A 19,193-nucleotide genomic window follows, 5' to 3' on the forward strand; every position below is an offset into this window, starting at 1 on the left:
GAGAGTTCAATATACGAAACAAGCAAGTTGAATGTCATGGTTTTGAACTTGGACACCAACGTAACTGCGGAGCGGACAGAAAAGACCCGAAGAAACGAAGTGTTCGCCTTTATCAACAGATTCAACCCTGTGAGGGTTAAATTCAAATGAATCTGTTGATAACAGCGATCGAAGGGTTTTCTGTCCGCGGAGCCGCACAAATGTAACTCCATGTTCAACTCGAGTGCATTCAACGTTGATAAACACAGAGGAGTGAAATGGGATGCAGGCACAGGCAAGATTATTGTTGGAAGACGGCACACTGTTCACCGGGAAAGCATTCGGTGCTGAAGGTGAAACGACAGGAGAGGTCGTTTTTAATACGGGAATTACAGGCTACCAAGAGGTGCTTTCGGATCCTTCTTATTGCGGTCAAATCGTAACCATGACGTATCCGCTGATCGGTAACTACGGGATTACGCGTGACGACTTCGAGTCCATCCGTCCATTCGTCCATGGCTTTGTGGTTCGTCGCCATGAACCGGTGCCAAGCAACTGGCGCGCTGAATACAGCGTGGACGATCTGCTCAAGGAGTATGGCATCGTGGGCATCAGTGAAATTGATACACGTATGTTGACTCGCCGGATTCGTCATCACGGAACAATGAAGGGAATTCTCACAACAGGATCGAAGCCTGTGGAAGAGCTGCTGGAGATGATGGGAGATACGAGCATCGCCGAGCTTCGCAACCAGGTTCCCCTGACGTCCACACAGCATGTATACAACAGCCCGGGAACGGCTGAACGCATCGTCCTGGTAGACTATGGTGCAAAAACAGGGATCTTGCGCGAACTCAGCAAACGCAACTGTGACGTTGTCGTTGTGCCTCATGATGTAACAGCAGACGAGATTCGTCGCCTGAACCCGGATGGCATTCAGCTGTCCAACGGCCCTGGGGATCCGAAAGACGTGCCACATGCCGTTAACATGATCAGTGAGCTGCTTGGCGAGTATCCGATCTTCGGTATCTGCCTCGGTCATCAACTGTTTGCACTGGCAGCAGGTGCTGATACAGAGAAGCTTAAGTTTGGACACCGCGGTGGGAATCACCCGGTCAAAGAACTGGAGAGCGGACGCTGCTTCATCACATCCCAGAACCATGGCTACACCGTTAACGAAGAGTCAGTGAAGAGCACTGACCTGGAAGTTACACACATCAATAACAATGACAAGACCATTGAAGGTCTGAAACATAAAACATTCCCGGCGTTTTCGGTACAGTATCACCCGGAAGCTGCGCCAGGACCTTACGATAACAGCTATCTGTTCGACCGTTTCATCGAAATGATCCGGGAGCACAAGATCACTAACCCGCAAAAGCCGCGTCAAGCCGTATTGGCAGCCGCAGTGAAAGGAGCGCAATAACATGCCGATTAACAAAGACCTCAAAAAAATCCTGGTGATTGGTTCCGGTCCAATCGTCATCGGTCAAGCGGCCGAGTTCGACTATGCCGGTACACAAGCTTGCCAGGCACTGAAAGAAGAAGGCGTGGAAGTTGTACTCATCAACAGCAACCCGGCAACCATCATGACTGATACCAACATGGCTGACAAGGTGTACATCGAGCCGATTACACTCGACTTCGTAACTCAGATCATTCGTCAGGAACGTCCAGACGGATTGCTGCCTACACTCGGCGGTCAAACCGGTCTGAACATGGCCGTGGAACTGGCTCGTGCCGGTGTCCTGGAACGTGAAAATGTGAAACTGCTCGGAACACAGCTTACGTCCATCGAGAAAGCGGAAGACCGTGACCTGTTCCGTGATCTGATGCGCGAACTGGAACAGCCTGTACCCGAGAGTGTGATCGTAACGACACTCGAAGAATCCCTTGATTTTGCAAATGAGATTGGTTATCCAATCATCGTTCGTCCTGCCTATACGCTTGGCGGAACAGGCGGCGGTATCTGCGCCAGTGAAGAAGAATTGCGCGAAACAGTGGTAGCGGGTCTGCGTTACAGCCCGATTGGCCAATGTTTGGTCGAGAAGAGCATTGCGGGTATGAAAGAAGTCGAGTATGAAGTGATGCGGGACAAAAACGATAACTGTATCGTTGTCTGCAACATGGAAAACTTTGATCCGGTAGGTGTTCATACAGGCGACAGTATCGTCGTAGCACCAAGCCAAACCCTGTCGGACCGTGAATATCAAATGCTGCGTTCAGCTTCCCTGAAAATCATCCGTGCCCTGAACATCGAGGGTGGATGTAACGTACAGTTTGCACTGGACCCACACAGCTTCCAGTACTATGTCATTGAAGTAAATCCACGGGTAAGCCGTTCCTCGGCACTGGCTTCCAAAGCAACCGGTTATCCGATTGCCAAAATGGCTGCCAAGATTGCCATGGGTTACACGCTGGACGAAATCGTAAACCCGGTAACAGGTCAAACTTATGCTTGCTTCGAACCAACACTGGATTATATCGTAAGCAAGATTCCCCGCTGGCCGTTCGATAAGTTTGTTTCAGCGAACCGCAAGCTGGGGACACAGATGAAAGCGACAGGCGAAGTTATGGCCATCGGCCGTACATTCGAAGAGTCGATTCACAAAGCAGTCCGCTCCCTGGAGATCGGTGTACATCGCTTGTATCTGAAGGATGCAGAAACGCTGGATGAAGCTACGTTGAACGAGCGTTTGGTCAAAGCGGATGATGAACGCATATTCCTGATTGCGGAAGCGTTCCGCAGAGGTTATACATTGCAGCAACTTCAGGATCTGACCAAGATTGACTGGTGGTTCCTGGACAAAATTGAGGGCTTGATCGGCTTCGAAGATCGCATTCGTGAGGAATCCGAGTTGTCTTCCGAGACACTGTATCAAGCGAAACGCCTCGGATTCACGGACCGTGCCATTGCTGAGCTGCGTGCTGAAGGTCAACCAGGCAGCAAGCTGACAACAGAAGCAGAGGTAAGAGCACGTCGTGAGCAGGAAAACCTGCGTCCGGTATACAAAATGGTGGATACATGTGCAGCCGAATTCGAAGCAACAACGCCATATTACTACTCGACTTACGAAACCGAGAATGAAGTGACCCCTTCAGACAAGAAAAAAGTGGTCGTGCTTGGTTCGGGTCCAATCCGGATTGGTCAAGGAATCGAGTTTGACTATTCAACAGTTCACGCGGTATGGGCGCTGCAAAAGGCAGGTTACGAAGCGGTTATCATCAATAACAACCCGGAGACGGTTTCTACGGACTTCAATACATCGGATCGTTTGTACTTCGAGCCTCTGTTCTTCGAAGATGTCATGAACGTGATTGAACAGGAACAGCCGGTAGGGGTTATCGTACAGTTCGGTGGTCAAACGGCCATCAACCTGGCAGCACCACTGCGTAATGCAGGTGTAACCATTCTCGGAACAGATTTGGAAAGCATCGATGAGGCAGAGGATCGCAAGAAATTTGAACGTCTTCTCTCCCGTCTGGAAATTGCACAGCCTAAAGGTAAAACAGTCATTTCCGTAGATGATGCGGTAGAGACGGCACAAAGCTTGGGTTATCCGGTACTGGTTCGTCCTTCCTACGTACTCGGCGGTCGCGCCATGGAGATTGTATACTCCGATGCCGAATTGCTGACATATATGGAACAGGCGGTTAAAATCAATCCGGAGCACCCGGTACTTATTGACCGTTACATGATGGGTAAAGAAGTCGAGGTTGACGCCATCTGCGATGGTGAAACGGTATTGATTCCGGGGATCATGGAGCATATCGAGCGTGCAGGGGTTCACTCTGGTGACTCCATCGCGGTATATCCTCCTCAACATCTGTCCCAGGATATGAAAGAGAAAATTGTAGAGATAACAATCAAAATTGCGAAAGAACTGAAAACGGTAGGTTTGGTCAACATCCAGTTTGTTATCCATGATGGCCAAGTGTACATTATCGAGGTGAACCCGCGTTCATCCCGTACCGTGCCATTCCTGAGCAAAGTAACCAACATTCCGATGGCGAACCTGGCAACACAAGCCATTCTGGGTGTGAAACTGAAAGATCTTGGTTATGTTGACGGTCTGTGGCCAGAGTCGGATCATGTATCTGTCAAAGTGCCGGTCTTCTCCTTCGCGAAGCTGCGTCGTGTGGAACCAACCCTCGGACCTGAGATGAAATCCACAGGTGAGGTTATGGGTCGTGACCCGAATTACGCCAAAGCGTTGTTCAAAGGCCTCATCGGAGCAGGAATGAAAATTCCGGCAACCGGAGCGATTGTAGTGACTGTAGCAGACAAAGACAAGGATGAAGCTGTACCATTGCTCGAAGGTTTCTACAGACTGGGTTACAAAATCATGGCTACTGGCGGAACAGCAGCTGCGCTTGAAGCAGCGAACATTCCGGTAACGACTGTGAACAAATTGAGTGAAGGTTCGCCGAACATTTTGGATATGATTCGCAGCGGCGAAGCGAACTTTGTCTTCAACACACTGACCAAAGGTAAAACGCCACAGCGTGACGGGTTCCGGATTCGTCGTGAAGCGGTAGAGAACGGCATTGTATGTATGACTTCATTGGATACGATTCGCGCCCTGCTGAGAATGCTGGAAACGATCAACTTCTCCTCTGAGGCCATGCCAGCCTTTGTTGAATAAGTAATCTCTGATGAAGGACATCAGTCAGCCTGAGGGTTGGCGGGATGTCCTTTATATCGGGCAAAAACGGAAAAACAAGCATGTGGAAGGAGCGGGACTGGATGAATCAACCTGAATTCAATGAAATGGCTGGCCGATTAATGGTCGCCCTGGATTATCCTGATGCGGAACAGGCGCAGGAACTGGTACAGGCATTAGAGGGCATTCCCTGTTATCTAAAAGTGGGGATGCAGCTGTTCTACGCAGCGGGTCCGGATTTTATCCGGGAGTTGAAAGCGAAAGGGTACTCCGTGTTTCTCGATGTGAAAATGCACGATATCCCCAACACCGTTCGCGGTGGTGCCGAAAGTATAACCCGACTTGGCGTGGACATGTTCAATGTGCACGCAGCTGGCGGTACGAGCATGATGCGTGCTGCACGTGAAGGAGCGGAAGCGGCCCTGGCTTCAAACCCTTCTCTTAGCCGACCGGAGATTATCGCGGTTACCCAGCTTACCAGTACAAGCCAGGAAACGATGAACCGTGAGATCGGCATCGAGGGAAGTGTGGAAGCGGCAGTGGTTCGTTATGCTGGACTGGCCCATGAGGCAGGTCTGGATGGCGTAGTTGCTTCTCCCCTTGAGGTGCCGGCCATTCGGGCAGCCTGCGGCAGTGATTTCCACACCGTTACTCCGGGAATTCGGCCAGCAGGAAGTGGGTTGGGTGACCAGACCCGTGTCCTCACACCGGGTGAAGCCATTGCCAGAGGCAGCCATTACATTGTTGTAGGCAGACCAATTACAGGTGACCCCAATCCACGTGAAGCAGCAGAAACCATTTTGAAGGAGATGTTGAACGCATGATCGCACTGAACGAGATTCCCAACCACATTGCTTCCCAACTTTTGAAAATTAACGCCGTGGCACTGCGCCCGCAGCAGCCATTTACCTGGACATCGGGTATAAAGTCTCCAATCTACTGTGACAACCGTTTGACGATGTCCTATCCGGAGATCCGCAATGATATTGCTGAAGCCTTCGCAAGTATCATTCGTGAGCAATATCCTGATGCAGAAGTTATTGCAGGTACAGCAACCGCGGGAATCCCGCATGCAGCCTGGGTGTCTCAGAAGCTCGATCTGCCAATGGCCTACATTCGTGACAAAGCAAAAGGGCATGGCAAGGAAAACCTGATTGAAGGCATCATTACCGAAGGTCAAAAAGTGGTTGTTATTGAGGACCTGATCTCTACAGGAGGCAGTTCCATCAAAGCCGCAGAAGCGGTACGTGCAGCAGGGGCAACGCCATTAGCCGTGCTTGCGATTTTCAGCTATCAGCTGGATAAAGGGGTAAAAGCATTTGAAGAAGCTGGCATTCAGCTGCAAACTCTTTCCAATTATACAGCTCTAATGGACGTGGCACTGGCTCAGGGGACGATCCAGGAGAGTGATTTTGAGCTGCTCAAATCCTGGCGTGAAGATCCTTCTTCATTTGGTAAATAATATCATCTGCTAATCAACAACTGCTCCTTTGTAAACAGTATCAAAATTGTAATGATTGGCGTTATAGAGGCAAATTCATGGAATAGGCAAGAAGCATCCCGCACTTTGGGATGCTTTTTTCGTTTGTTCATCAAAATATTAACTTTTTCCCGGCAACGTTGTAAAAAGCTTGTAACTTTTAGTTGGGATCGGTCGTTTATAATGCAGTGTAGTATGGAATAGATTTCTATTTTTAGTACCCTTAAAGAAATGAACGGGATGTTAAGAGAGGATGAGCGTGATTGCTGGCATGAAGAAGTTATTTTCCAGAACCAGATCTGCCAAAAGCCAGTCTGGAGAGACCCATGCAGAGGGACAAACGGAACAGCAGAACACAGCCGGGCAGGAGAACTTGGCATACATAAGTAAACCCGAAAGTCCTTCAAATAACTCGCAACCCATGACCGATGGAGCAAGCCAAGATGAGGTGGCTGTTGCCGCTGCTGAACCGGAAGCGAAGTCCAAGCCTGTGGAAAAGGCCAGTTTGCTGCCTCCGTATGATGGGCCTGTGCTGGAAGTTCGCAATGTACATCGCAGCTTTCAGACGGGCAGCCGGATTATCCATGTTCTCAAAGGCATTGACATGGAAGTCAACCCACAGCAGCTTGTCATGCTAAAGGGGAGATCCGGCTCAGGCAAAACGACTCTGCTTAATATGCTTGGTGGGCTGGATCAGCCTTCAAGTGGTGACATTTTATTTTCCGGGCAGCCTTTGCAGGATTGGGGTGACCGGAAACGGACTGCTCTGCGGCGCAAGGAAATTGGCTTTATTTTTCAGGCGTATGCACTGATGCCCTTGCTGTCGGCTTGGGAAAATGTCGAGTTATCACTGCGAATGGCGGATGTGCCTCGTTCAGAATGGAAGGAACGGGTAGGCCATTGTCTGGATCTGGTCGGACTGACCAAACGGGTGAAACACCGGCCATTCGAAATGTCCGGGGGGGAACAGCAGCGGGTCGCGATTGCCAAAGCCATTGCGCATAGACCCCGACTGCTGCTTGCGGATGAGCCGACAGCCGAGCTGGATTCCAAAATGGGCGCACAGGTGATGGCCGTATTTCGCAATATTATTGAAGTGGAACAAGTAACAATATGTATGACGACACACGATCCTACGATTTTGGAGGTTGCGGACCATGTTTATGAAATGGCGGACGGCAGATTTATCAAGTAAAGGGGCCGCTCCGAAAAGGGGGAAACGTGCAGCACTTGTTGTGATTGGTGCAATCGTGGCTGCAACGATGACAGGCTGCTCATTGCTGCCGGCAGAAACAGAGGAAGAAGTACTTCCGCCGATTACACCGCCTACGATTTCCAAAAAGCCGGAATATGAAGTCCGGACAGAAACACTGGAGAAAAAGGTTAGCGGCAGCGGCAAAATGATGAGTCAGCGGGAAGAAAAGGTGTATTTCACGCTGGACGGCATGCACATCAAGGAATTGAATGTGAAGCCGGGGGATAAAGTGAAAAAGGGCCAACTCCTCGCCGTACTTGATGTGGAGAGTGTGGAGAAGGAAATTCGAGCCAAGAAACTTCAGATTCGGAAATCGGAAGTGCAAATGAAAGAAACGCTTCGCAAGCGGGACGAAATGGATCCGGTGGAATTCGAAGAAGCCACCATCGCATTTGAAGAGCTGCGCCAGGAACTGGCTGATCTGGAGGAACAGATTGGCAAAGCGACGCTGACCGCTCCCTTTGGGGGAACGATTATTGCGGTCCAGGTGGAGAAAGGCGCAGCTGTCAAAGCCTATGATCCAATTGCAACCATTGCAGATACATCGAATCTGGTTGTAGCAGCTACGTTTGCGAAGGAAGATCTGGAAAAGTTCTCAGCTGGCATGAAAGCAGATGTGGACATCAACGGAGCAGGCAAGGTTTCTGGCAAAGTTAAAGTAATGCCTGTCGCTCAAGCAACTGGAAATGGAAGCGGAAACGGTGAAGGTAGCGGCGAAGGCGGAACGCCTCCGGTCAAAGAGACCCTCGACCAATATGTCATCGTCTCACTGACGAAAATGCCCAAGGGTGTGGAACGCGGAACCCCTCTAACGGTATCCATTGTAACCCAGCGTACGGAGGATGCCATTGTCATTCCTGTCTCGGCGCTGCGCTCCATCGGTTCCAGAACATACGTGCAGGTCGTTGAGAGCGATGGCAGCAAACGTGAAGTGGATGTTGAAGTGGGACAGCAGACCTCTACGGATGTAGAAATTCTGAAAGGTCTGACCGTTGGACAGAAAGTGGTGGGCCGCTAATGGGGCTGCCATTGCTCAGGCTGTTGTTCCGCAAAATGTGGAACACCCGTTGGATGACATTCAGCACGCTGATCGGACTGATTGTGGCGGTTGCGTTCACCGTCAGTATTCCGATGTATGCTGATGGTGCGTTGAAACGGGTGGTGGCACAGACCCTGCAGGATAACAGTGAGGGGTTGCCTGCAGGTTCATTGCTTATGAGTTATCAGGCACCGGGTGGAGTCAAGACAGACACGCTCGGTCTCGATGAGGTGGATCGTTATATTCGTGAGGATGTGCCTCGCGATATCGGTTTTCCGTTCCATACGTATGTAAACTCTAGATCCATTCGCAGTACGGAGGTGAATCCGGAGGATCCAACCAAGGTGGATGCCAGTCGGGTTCGAAGCATGACGCTTGGCACGATGAGCGGACTGGACGCACAGGTGAATTACTCTGCCGGTGTGAAGCCGGGCAATCAGGTCAAGGATGACATTATTGAAGCGGTCATGCTGGAGGAAGGCATGTATCGGAATGATCTGCACGTCGGAGACATTCTGGAATACCCGGTGTACAGTGGATTGGATATTACGCTGCGTGTCAAAATAACCGGCTCCTTCAAGGCGGATGATCTGAACAGCCCGTACTGGGTTCAAGGATTTGATGGCATGATGAACGGTCTGTATGTGGATGAGTCGGTATTTAACGATGTTTTATTGAAGGAAAAAGGGATTCCGCTTCAGAATTCGCGCTGGTATTATGCGTTTGATCTGAAGGAAATCCAAACCAGCCAGCTGCCGGGTCTGACTTCCATGCTGGAACGGCTTGATATTGATCTGTACCAGCGGCTTAAGGATACGAAGGTGGATATTACATTTGGCGATCTGCTGAAGCAGTTCCGCAGTCAGAGTCTGCAACTGCAGACGATGTTATTCACATTGGCCGCACCGATGATTGCCATGGTCTTTTATTTTATTGCCATGAATGCCAGGCAGTCACTGCAGAAGCAGGAAAGTGACATTGCGGTATTGAGAAGTCGCGGAGCTTCTGCCCGGCAGATTTTCTCCCTGTACCTGCTGGAAGGTATCTTTCTCGGGGCAATTGCACTGGTGATCGGACCCATGCTGGGTTGGTTCATGGCCAAAAGCATCGGTTCAGCCAGTGGATTCCTGTCATTCGTGGATCGCAAATCGATTCCGATCGGTGTATCAAAAGAAGCCATTCTGCTTGGCCTTGTGGCAGTGCTCGTAGCGATCATTGCTTCACTCATTCCGGCAATAACCTATGCACGAGCGACGATTGTTTCAGCCAAAAGACGTCAGGCACGTACGGATCGTGCTCCGGTATGGCAGCGCTGGTTCCTGGATATTGTACTGCTGGGTCTCGCAGGTTATGGATACTACCTGTTCTATGAGCGTCAGATGTTGACTTTCCAGACAGGCATGACGACAGATCAGCTGCAGGTACAGCCATTCCTGTTTTTTGTACCTGCACTGGCCATCTTTGCTCTGGGTCTGTTCTTTCTGCGGTTGTTCCCGTGGATTCTGAAACTCATACAGTTGATCGGGCGCAAGTTTTTGCCGGTTCCGCTGTACTTGACCCTGACGCAGCTGTCACGTTCATCGTCGTCATACTACCCATTGATGATTCTGCTTGTCTTGACTCTCGGGCTTGGTGTGTACAATTCGGCTGCAGCCCGGACGATTGATCTGAACTCCACCGAGCGTACGCTGTACCGTTACGGCTCCGATGTGATCATGCAAACGGTGTGGGAAGGGACACCCGAGGTTAAGCCTGGGGGTTCCGGTCAAAACGGCGGGTCAGGTGGAGGTCAACAGGGTGGTGGAAACGGTGGCGGTGGCGGTTCTGCTGGCGGCGGAGCTTCCGGTGGAGGCAATGGTGGTGGCGCCCCAGGTGGGGGCGGCGGAAACTCACAGCCATCCAAAGTCATCTATTCCGAACCGCCATTCGAAGTATTCCGCAGGCTGGACGGTGTGGAACATGCAGCAAGAGTGCTGCAGACGAAAGGGAATATCATTGTATCCGGCAAATCCGGCGGCCAGGGCATGCTGGTCGGGATTGATAATGTGGACTTTGCTAAGGTGGCCTGGTTCCGTAACGATCTATTCCCTGCACACCCTTATAAGTATCTCGATTTGTTGGGCAAATATGAAGGTGCGGTTTTGATCTCCTCCAAATTTGCCGATAAGTTCAAGCTCAAAACCGGGGATCTGCTCTCCATCGGTGTTCAGGGCCAGGCGATTGAATTTGTGGTCTTTGGCATCATTCCTTACTGGCCTGCCCAGTACCCGGATCAGACGCCATTCTTTGTGGCCAATCTGGACTATATCTATGATCAGGTGCCTCTGATCCCTTATGAGGTTTGGCTGAAAATGGAGCCGGATGCGAAGGTTGCACCATTGATGGAGAAACTTGCGGCGGAGGGCATTGAGCTATCGTCCGTACGAGATGTGCGTACTGAATTGGTATCCCAGGGCAAACATCCGTCACGTGGTGGTGTGTTCGGCATACTGAGTCTGGGCTTCCTGGTATCGGTCATTATCTCCCTGATCGGATACATCCTGTACTGGTTTTTCAATCTCTCAGGACGTGTCGTGCAGTTCGGGGTGCTACGGGCCATGGGATTATCACGTGCACAGCTGAGCGGTATGCTGCTCCTGGAGCAAGTGTTTACCGCTGGACTATCCATCCTGCTCGGGATTGGAATCGGCCAGGTATCCAGTCGTCTGTTCCTGCCATTCCTTCAAACGACGGACAATGTATCTGCACAGGTGCCTCCGTTCCGGATTGTGTTTGAACAACAAGACATGCTGCAGCTGTATGGCGTGACGGTGGTCATGCTGGTTGTTGGAGCAACAATGCTGTTGTGGCAGATTCGCAGACTGCGGGTTCACCAGGCGGTCAAAATGGGAGAGGAGAGGTAAACGTGATCCAATGCGAAGGACTTGTGAAAATTTTTAAATCCAGCGATGTGGAAGTCGTTGCCCTTCAAGGTCTCAACCTGACCGTCAATCAAGGTGAAATGATGGCGATCATCGGCAACAGCGGCAGTGGTAAATCCACACTGCTTAACATTCTTGGGGGGCTGGATCGCCCGACAGCCGGTACCGCAGTTGTGGGAGACTGGGACTTGCTCAAAATGACGGATGCCCAACTGGTAGAGTACAAACGTCATACTGTAGGTTTCATCTGGCAAAATAACGGACGTAACCTGCTGCCTTATCTAACGGCACTGGAAAATGTGGAAACACCCATGATTCTTGGGGGCAAGCGGGATCGCGCCTATGCGATGCAGCTGCTGGAGTGGGTTGGTCTCAAGGACCGGATGCACAACAAGCTGCATCAATTATCGGGGGGAGAACAGCAGCGGGTGGCAATTGCCATCTCGTTATCCAATCGTCCCAAAATTCTGCTTGCCGATGAACCCACAGGCTCGGTTGATTCCGAGACATGTGATACGATCATGAACATTTTTCGCAAGATGAACAAGGAACTGGGCGTTACGATCGTCATCGTTACCCATGACTTGACGCTTGCCGGCAAGGTGGACCGAATTGTAGCCATTCGTGATGGCTTGACCAGTACCGAATTTGTGAAGCGCAATCCGAATCTGGATGATGAACATGGACTATCTGAAGCAGGTGCGCCGGATATCCATGAAGCCTTTGTCATCATAGATCGGGCGGGACGCCTGCAGGTACCCAAAGAGTATTTGGAGGCACTGTCCATCGACAATCGGGCAACATTGGAATTTGACGGTGAACGTATTGTGATCACACCGCCAAGATAAATTTGAGGGGGAATTGGGAGATGAAGAACAGGTTTTGGGGAAAACGTGTGCTGGCCGTACTGGCTACAGCCAGTCTGGCATTGCCGCTGATTGCGGGCTGTACAGCAAGTGAGGCGAAGGATACAGAGCAGCGTGTATTGCGTGTGGCTACGTTATGGGGAAACCAGGATGATAGTTATTTCCGCCAGCAGTTTACCGATGCGTTTGAATTGACACACCCGAATGTCACGATTGAAGTGGTCGCCGCAGTAGACCAGGGAAGCATGTATGGTTATGGAAATCAGGAAGAACAGCAGGAAATGCCGGACAGCCTGGAAAATCTGAAGAAAATCATGACTGGGGATAATCCTGTAGATGTTGTCGTGGCTGACACGGCTACGATCAAATCACTCATCCAGGAAAATATGGTAAAACAGCTGGACCCGCTGATCCAGGAGGACAAATTCGACACCAGTGATATTGTGCCAAGTGTCCTTGAAGGCATCAAGGATTTGGGTGATCAGAGTATTTACGCACTGACACCGACCTTTTCTTCGTCCGCCCTGTTCTTTAATAAGGCGATGTTCCAAAAAGCAGGCGTAGAGCCGCCAACAGACAATATGACTTGGGATGATATTTTCAACCTGGCAACACGTCTTACAAAAGGTGAAGGCAAGGACCATGAGTTTGGTTTCTCCTTCACAACATATCAAGGAGGTTCTCCATACTACTCCATGCAGCAATACTATAATTCTTTGCAATTAAAAATATTTGATGACAAAGCAGAGAAGATGACCGTTGATTCGCCGCAATGGGAGAAAGTATGGAGTACCATCAGCAAACTCGCTATCGATAAAGTTATTCCTAAAGGTGACGAACCACAGGATCAGGATCCAAACGGGCGTTATAACCCCCTTCAAGGCGATCTGTTCCTGAGCAGCAAGGCAGCCATGGTAATTGGGGACTACAGCTACATTAACCAATTGATTGATGCCAACAAAAATGCAGATAAAATGGAAGGCTTCACTAAGGTAGACTGGGACGTAGTAACTCCTCCTGTTCACCCGGAAGCACCTGAAATCGGGGGCAACATCTACTTGAGCAGCCTGATGGCGATCAACAGTTCGGCTCAGAATCCGGATGATGCTTGGGAATTGATCAAGTATATGAACAGTGAGGATTGGGCGAAGATCAAGGCCCGCAGCAGCTACGAGATGGTCTCACGCAAAAGCTTCATTAAACCGAAGGACGGTTTGGATTACAATATCCAAGCGTTCTATACACTGAAGCCTGTGCCTCCGACCAATACGAACATGGATAAACTGTACCAGAAAATGCCTAATCTCTGGCAGGTGAGCGACAAAGGCATGGAATATTTCACTCAGGTGCTTGAAAACAAGAAAACACCAAAAGAAGCGCTGGGCGAGTGGGCCGCCAAGGGTAACGAAATGCTGGAGAAATTGAAGAAAGACCCTAAGGCTACATTCTAAAAGCTTTACAATTTTAATTTTATTTTTAAGCATCATAAAGAATTAGTCGCTGGAGTTTTGACCCTCCGGCGGCTATTTTTTTTGAAATTGGGGTACTCTACAATTAACAGAGATGAAACATAACTTCGGAAAGGAAGAGAAGGATGCGCTGGGTTTACTTCAGCAAGCTATATACAACCAAATTTCAGGCGGGATGTCTTGCCAAACGCATGGAGCAGGATGGGTGGATTTACGGTCATAATGAGCCAGCAGAGGTCGAGGTGTACCGCTCGAAAAAAGGAAGATACGGCGTACGTTTTATTCCCTGACATTACCCCTTGACTTATTAGGAGGTTATGGTGTATATTAATTAAGTCGCTGTTTTAATATTTTTTACTGACGCGGGGTGGAGCAGCCCGGTAGCTCGTCGGGCTCATAACCCGAAGGCCGCAGGTTCAAATCCTGCCCCCGCAATTTAGTTTCACCTGGATGATTCACAGCCATCATCTGCACGTTATACATTATGTCTAGGGCCCTTAGCTCAGTTGGTTAGAGCGGTCGGCTCATAACCGATTGGTCGGGGGTTCGAGTCCCTCAGGGCCCATTCTCTTAAAACCCTTGCGGCAGCAAGGGTTTTTTTCTGTTCCCTTTTAAGTAAACGGTAGAAACGTAGGGGTATGAAATTGCTGCTAATTCTATTCCACTGCCTTCAACAATTCTACTGAATTATTTCTAACGTTGCCTACATCCCTGGAAACCTTGTATGCCCGCATTTCAGAGGCTTTGTATGGCTTCAGCAGTCCAAGCAGGGAAGAAACATCGTTATGACTTCTTTCCAGCCATTCACCTTCATCCTGCGGTCGTAAGATAACCGGCATCCGGTTGTGTATACCTGACATCAATTCATTAGGTTCCGTCGTAATAATTGTACACGTGCTTAACTTGTTGCCTTCCGGGTCTGCCCAGATGTCGTATAATCCAGCGAGCGAAAAGATGCTTTCGTCCTTCAGCAGAATGCGGAGAGGCTGATTGTGGGTTCCTTCCTTTTTCCACTCATAGAAACCATTCGTGGGAATAATACAACGCTTGGAGCTAATGAGGTGTTTGAATGAGGGCTTCGTGTCTATGGTCTCTGCCCGTGCATTGATCATTTTGTTTCCGATTTTGTCATCTTTGGCCCATGCAGGGACCAAGCCCCAGCGGAGAGAACCGAGTCGATTTCCTTGTTTGCTACCGATTATGGCTGGAATGTATTGCATCGGTGCTGCATTATAATTGGGTTGGTATTCGAAGCCATCACTTATTGAAGCCATATACCTGTCCATTAATTCCTCTATAGGATCAACAATTGTAAACCTGCCGCACATACGAATCACCTCCTCAAGTATCATTATCATATTTAATCATACATCTAAAGGATTAAACACGGAAATAATTAGATGGGCAGCATCATTGTGAAGCCGAATAATGGTTAATGTCTGTAATACAATTTGATCTAAGCGGCCCGTATAAGTTTTCATATGTCTTTTTTTTCTAAAAATCATTGTCTGTCCATGCCATCTCTGTACTCTCGCATATACTATCCTATTCCAACATAGGAGGTAGATTCATGAGTCAATTTATTGATGCGAGAACTTCGCAGAATGCCAGCTTGGCAAACTCCATTTCCGTACCTATTCTAGTAACTAACACGCCCCAATTATTTGGACAAATTGGATTGGTAACGACTGCCGGCATTGGAGCGAACCCGCGTGTACAAATGAAAGGAACGGTCTCCGTACAGCTCCCATTGGCACTCGTAGGAATCACAATTACAGTTGTTCGTGGTACTGCTCCAACGGACCCAGTCATTTATTCCGCAACGTCCACATTCAGCTTAAGTGTTCTGGCACCTCAAGTTATTACGTTCTCCGCTGATGATTTCAATCCACCGGTTCTGCCGCAGCTGACGTACACTGCTTTTATCAGCTCCAACTTGCTGGGTACTGTTCGAGTAGGTCCCGAGAACTTCGATGGAGCACTGTACTCGGATTAATAGCCTGGCGTTCTTGCCTACCGGATGATTATAAAAAAGGTTATCGTCTAACAATAATTGAAATTCGTGTTTATCGCTGCCTGCCTGTTAAGGTGGGCTTTTTTGTAATGGGAAGCTGCCATCCTGGGGTCGTGTAATGCTTATGATATAATAAGAACCAGTGAATTTATTAGACAGAAGGCGGGTTTTATATCACATGATGAAAAACGAAGGACAGCGCTTCCGCTTCAGCGAAGCTCCGGTATGGGATTGGCAGCGGGCGTATTATGAACAAAAAGGATTGAAGGCCTGGACGGATAATCAGGTTCCGCAATACATTACGAGCAATCCCATGATTGCAACTGCCTATGCGGAAATGATTTTTGGGTTTCTCCAAGACCTGGCTGCCAAGGGGAAGACAACTGAGACGGTAACCATTCTGGAATTGGGAGCTGGTGTAGGTCGCTTGGCTTTTCAAATTTTGATTAAACTATGTGAGTTGAGGGACTACGCTGCCACAGAGCTGCCTTCCTTCCGTTATATAATGACGGATCTTGCCTCAGACAATGTTTTCGGCTGGAAGAACCATCCGTCCATGCAGTCTTTTATTCAGCAGGGACTGCTTGATTTTGCGCAATTTGATGCCATGCATGACACGGAACTGAACTTGGCCGCAGCAGGTACGGTTATTCGCCCTGGTGAGCTGATGCAGCCATTACTGATCATTGCAAACTACTTTTTTGATAGCATCCCTCAAGAATTGATTTATGTTGGTGAAGGCAAAATTTATGAATGTGATGTGATGCTCTCCAACGCTGACAGCTCCTCGAACCTTCAGCCTGTTGAAAGGTTGGAGAATATGGGGCTGAGTTATGCCTACCGCCCTGCCCCCAAATTCAGTGCAGATACCTATCCGTACAGGGACGTCATCTCACTTTACCAGGAGGAACTGGAGGATTCTCATATTCTGTTTCCGGCAGCCGGGCTGGCCTGTCTTGATCGTTTGGAGACGCTATCCCAATCAGGGTACGTGTTGATCACAGCTGATAAAGGGGATCATCGACTCGATAACTGGAAGTTTGCAGAGCCGCCTGAATTTGTTCTTCATGGAAGCTTCTCATTAACAGCGAATTATCATGCAATACAACACGTTCTGGAGCAGCGTGGGGCCCATACTTGTTTTACTTCACATCATTACAAAGATCTTAATATCGGATGTATGTTGATGGTGAAAGAGCCCATGAGCTATGTGAATACGAGGCTTGCCTATCTGCGGGAAGTGGAGCGTTTTGGGCCGGATGATTTTTTCAGTATAAAAGAATGGTTCGACCATCAGGTGAGCAGGATGGAACTCAAACAGCTCTTGCCTTTTTGGCGTTTGGGCAGATATGATGCGGAATTTTTGATACATAGTGCTCAGCGAATATCCGATCTCATTCCGGATGCGAGCGATGAAGAGATGCTCGATATCCAGCAGGGTATTCACACGATGTGGTCTTCCTATTACACTATGGAGCAGATGGGGGATATTGCATTTCTGGCAGGGCAATTGATGAATGAAATGGCTGTGTATGAAGATGCCAAGCATTTTTTGGAGTTGTCTCTGCAAGCCGATGAATTGAAACACAACCCGGCAGTATTATACGATTTGGCAGTTTGCTGTTACGAACTGGAACTGGAAGAAGAAGCGTTGGATTATACCCGCAAGGTGCTGGCTATGGATCCGGATCACGAAGAAGCGCGTTCCTTGCTTCAAAGTTTTGAAAGCAGATGATCGCTCTGTATTTCACCAGCATCCTTCAATGAAGGAAGATTACTTCGAGATGTGGTTACGGATTGAAGCTATCATGGACAAGTGCTATATGATAAACTAGAACACAGAAATAAGTAATCACATTCCTTAACCACATACCACGTGAACTGTAAAGCTAATTGTTTTTTACATGTTGTGTAATAGACAGTTACTCTTGAAGCGATGTGCAAGTAGCAGTGAATCTGCTGTGCAGCCTTTAAGCCGGTTTCGTACCTACACAGGTATGAACCGGCTTTTATTGATAAATGGGGGACATGAGATGAAGATTATGATCGGGCAACCGAAGCTGGAACAGGCACTTGTACAGTTGGAAGGAGAACTGAGATCCCATCCTGAAGTGGATATTTTGCTGTATCCGGAGGGTTATCTCAATCAAAATGTGGAAGAGGCATGCAGGTTGGCTGCGAGATATGAAACGATGATTATATCGGGGCACCGGAGATTGGACGAACGCCCCAAGGATCGAACTATCATCATCAACAAAACGGGAGAGATCGTTCTCGAAAAGGCAAAGTACACACCTGCTGCATTGATTGTGGAAGAGGGCTGGACCATCAGTACGTTGTTGTGCGACGAGATCGTGCTGCAGGGTTTTCGGAATGAGCATATTGGACATGTGCATTTAATCATGCACTCTATCGGTGTCGGGATGTTCAGTGAGGAGCAATATATGGAGTGGCTGGAGAAGGCGCGGCAGATTGCCGTGACTGAGCAGTCCGTTATCATGGGAACAAGTCATGCGGACGGGTCTTACCGGGATTGTGATACCAGTATTCCAATTGCCTACTGCATTGCGCCTAATGGTGAAATCCTCCTGCAGTCAAAAAAGGATACAAGAACCCGGATCATTGATCTGGAGTTGACGGGTATAGAGGATGGAGGCAAGGCAATAACAACTGGAACCGGTGTGAACATCAGTGTACGTCACGTGGGGGAATCCATATAGGAATGGGCGCTGCAGATTGGGGAGATGCCCGGTCATTTGTGCTGAATTGGCATATGTTATGGCATACCTTGAAATTCAAAGGAGGCCAATCAAAATGAGTCAAGTTGGATACGGTTGTAATAATGTAGGAGGAGCTGGGTACGGTATGTGTACTTCCACTGCCGCAATTCTGGTACTCTTCATCCTGCTCGTCATCATCACAAAATCCTTCTGGTGTTGAGTCACATTTAGTTAGAAATGGATGGTTACACCAAGCTCCGCTGAAATTTCAGCGGGGCTTCCTGTGTTAGCGAAGTGAGCAACAACGAGGCTTTCATTTGACAACCGAAAACAATGTGCTTAAAATCACATAAGAGACTAAATTTAGAGATTGAAGGGATCGTAATGCCGTTTATTCGCTTTAGAGGATTCACAGGTCACCAACTGGAGGAAGTTGTTCCCCGGATTACCGAGCAGATGGCTCTTATTTCCAATATTCCACGAGAAAGAATGAAGGCCGAGCGTTATGATGTACAAGCTCTTACGCCATCTCCCGCATCGGTAGAAATTTTAATGTTCCAGCGTGATCAGGACGTTCACAATCGCATTGCATCTTCCATCCATGGTATTCTCGCAGACGAAGGCCTTTCAGATGCTCATATTTTTTTCAATATCCTGTCCCCAACTTTATATTATAAGCAAGGCAAGCCGCTAACCGATTACCCATTGGATTAAATATGAATAAGACCAGTGCATGGTTTGCAAAATAAAATGGCTGTTCCGCCTGTGTTCGGAACAGCCTGGGAC

Annotated in this window: 16 protein-coding genes and 2 tRNA genes; 17 read left to right on the top strand and 1 reads right to left on the bottom strand. The window is 48.9% G+C overall.

Annotated elements, in window-relative coordinates; translation table 11 throughout:
- Positions 1 to 262: 262 nt before the first annotated feature.
- From carA to AAIH57_RS17695, 12 genes are all read left to right on the top strand, one after another.
- A complete protein-coding gene (gene carA / locus AAIH57_RS17640) occupies positions 263 to 1,405 on the top strand; it encodes a glutamine-hydrolyzing carbamoyl-phosphate synthase small subunit (protein WP_413035632.1) in 1,143 nt (380 codons plus the stop codon).
- A 1-nt stretch (position 1,406) separates the two neighbouring features.
- Positions 1,407 to 4,625, top strand: coding sequence for a carbamoyl-phosphate synthase large subunit (carB, locus tag AAIH57_RS17645; protein WP_175397564.1), 3,219 nt, complete (start codon positions 1,407 to 1,409; stop codon positions 4,623 to 4,625).
- A 101-nt stretch (positions 4,626 to 4,726) separates the two neighbouring features.
- Entirely contained in the window at positions 4,727 to 5,467 is a 741-nt protein-coding gene (gene pyrF / locus AAIH57_RS17650) for an orotidine-5'-phosphate decarboxylase (protein WP_430022531.1), read from the top strand.
- Positions 5,464 to 6,105 (top strand): orotate phosphoribosyltransferase, encoded by a 642-nt coding sequence (pyrE, locus tag AAIH57_RS17655; RefSeq protein WP_430022532.1) that lies wholly within the window; start codon positions 5,464 to 5,466, stop codon positions 6,103 to 6,105. The genes pyrF and pyrE overlap by 4 nt, the downstream gene beginning before the upstream one ends.
- A gap of 439 nt (positions 6,106 to 6,544) precedes the next feature.
- Positions 6,545 to 7,318, top strand: coding sequence for an ABC transporter ATP-binding protein (locus AAIH57_RS17660; protein ID WP_430022720.1), 774 nt, complete (start codon positions 6,545 to 6,547; stop codon positions 7,316 to 7,318).
- Positions 7,281 to 8,396, top strand: coding sequence for an efflux RND transporter periplasmic adaptor subunit (locus AAIH57_RS17665; protein ID WP_430022533.1), 1,116 nt, complete (start codon positions 7,281 to 7,283; stop codon positions 8,394 to 8,396). Before AAIH57_RS17660 ends, AAIH57_RS17665 begins: the two co-directional genes overlap by 38 nt.
- Complete coding sequence (locus AAIH57_RS17670) at positions 8,396 to 11,320, top strand: ABC transporter permease (RefSeq protein WP_430022534.1); 2,925 nt, start codon at positions 8,396 to 8,398, stop codon at positions 11,318 to 11,320. The genes AAIH57_RS17665 and AAIH57_RS17670 overlap by 1 nt, the downstream gene beginning before the upstream one ends.
- A 2-nt stretch (positions 11,321 to 11,322) precedes the next feature.
- A complete protein-coding gene (locus AAIH57_RS17675; protein ID WP_175397568.1) occupies positions 11,323 to 12,186 on the top strand; it encodes an ABC transporter ATP-binding protein in 864 nt (287 codons plus the stop codon).
- A 20-nt stretch (positions 12,187 to 12,206) separates the two neighbouring features.
- On the top strand, positions 12,207 to 13,655 hold the full coding sequence (locus AAIH57_RS17680; RefSeq protein WP_175397569.1) for an ABC transporter substrate-binding protein: 1,449 nt from the start codon (positions 12,207 to 12,209) through the stop codon (positions 13,653 to 13,655).
- 143 nt (positions 13,656 to 13,798) lie between these two features.
- Complete coding sequence (locus AAIH57_RS17685; protein WP_175397570.1) at positions 13,799 to 13,963, top strand: hypothetical protein; 165 nt, start codon at positions 13,799 to 13,801, stop codon at positions 13,961 to 13,963.
- Positions 13,964 to 14,034: 71 nt separating this feature from the next.
- Positions 14,035 to 14,108, top strand: a tRNA-Met gene (locus AAIH57_RS17690).
- Between the two features lie 56 nt (positions 14,109 to 14,164).
- A tRNA-Ile gene (locus tag AAIH57_RS17695) sits at positions 14,165 to 14,238 on the top strand.
- Between the two features lie 91 nt (positions 14,239 to 14,329).
- Here the strand turns inward: AAIH57_RS17695 and AAIH57_RS17700 are convergent.
- Positions 14,330 to 15,001: an SOS response-associated peptidase gene (locus AAIH57_RS17700; protein WP_430022535.1), complete on the bottom strand. Its 672-nt coding sequence runs from the start codon at positions 14,999 to 15,001 to the stop codon at positions 14,330 to 14,332.
- Positions 15,002 to 15,243: 242 nt separating this feature from the next.
- Here AAIH57_RS17700 and AAIH57_RS17705 point away from each other — a divergent pair, with 242 nt between their 5' ends.
- From AAIH57_RS17705 to AAIH57_RS17725, 5 genes are all read left to right on the top strand, one after another.
- Positions 15,244 to 15,669: a hypothetical protein gene (locus AAIH57_RS17705; protein ID WP_175397572.1), complete on the top strand. Its 426-nt coding sequence runs from the start codon at positions 15,244 to 15,246 to the stop codon at positions 15,667 to 15,669.
- Positions 15,670 to 15,865: 196 nt separating this feature from the next.
- On the top strand, positions 15,866 to 17,422 hold the full coding sequence (locus tag AAIH57_RS17710) for a tetratricopeptide repeat protein (RefSeq protein ID WP_430022536.1): 1,557 nt from the start codon (positions 15,866 to 15,868) through the stop codon (positions 17,420 to 17,422).
- A gap of 298 nt (positions 17,423 to 17,720) precedes the next feature.
- Positions 17,721 to 18,407, top strand: a complete 687-nt coding sequence (locus AAIH57_RS17715; RefSeq protein WP_430022537.1) for a hypothetical protein — start codon at positions 17,721 to 17,723, stop codon at positions 18,405 to 18,407.
- Between the two features lie 94 nt (positions 18,408 to 18,501).
- Positions 18,502 to 18,627 (top strand): YjcZ family sporulation protein, encoded by a 126-nt coding sequence (locus AAIH57_RS17720; RefSeq protein WP_430022538.1) that lies wholly within the window; start codon positions 18,502 to 18,504, stop codon positions 18,625 to 18,627.
- A gap of 164 nt (positions 18,628 to 18,791) precedes the next feature.
- A complete protein-coding gene (locus AAIH57_RS17725) occupies positions 18,792 to 19,121 on the top strand; it encodes a DUF1904 family protein (RefSeq protein WP_430022539.1) in 330 nt (109 codons plus the stop codon).
- Positions 19,122 to 19,193: the final 72 nt, after the last annotated feature.

The organism is Paenibacillus sp. MABNR03 (assembly GCF_050455445.1).
Classification (GTDB): domain Bacteria; phylum Bacillota; class Bacilli; order Paenibacillales; family Paenibacillaceae; genus Paenibacillus; species Paenibacillus xylanilyticus.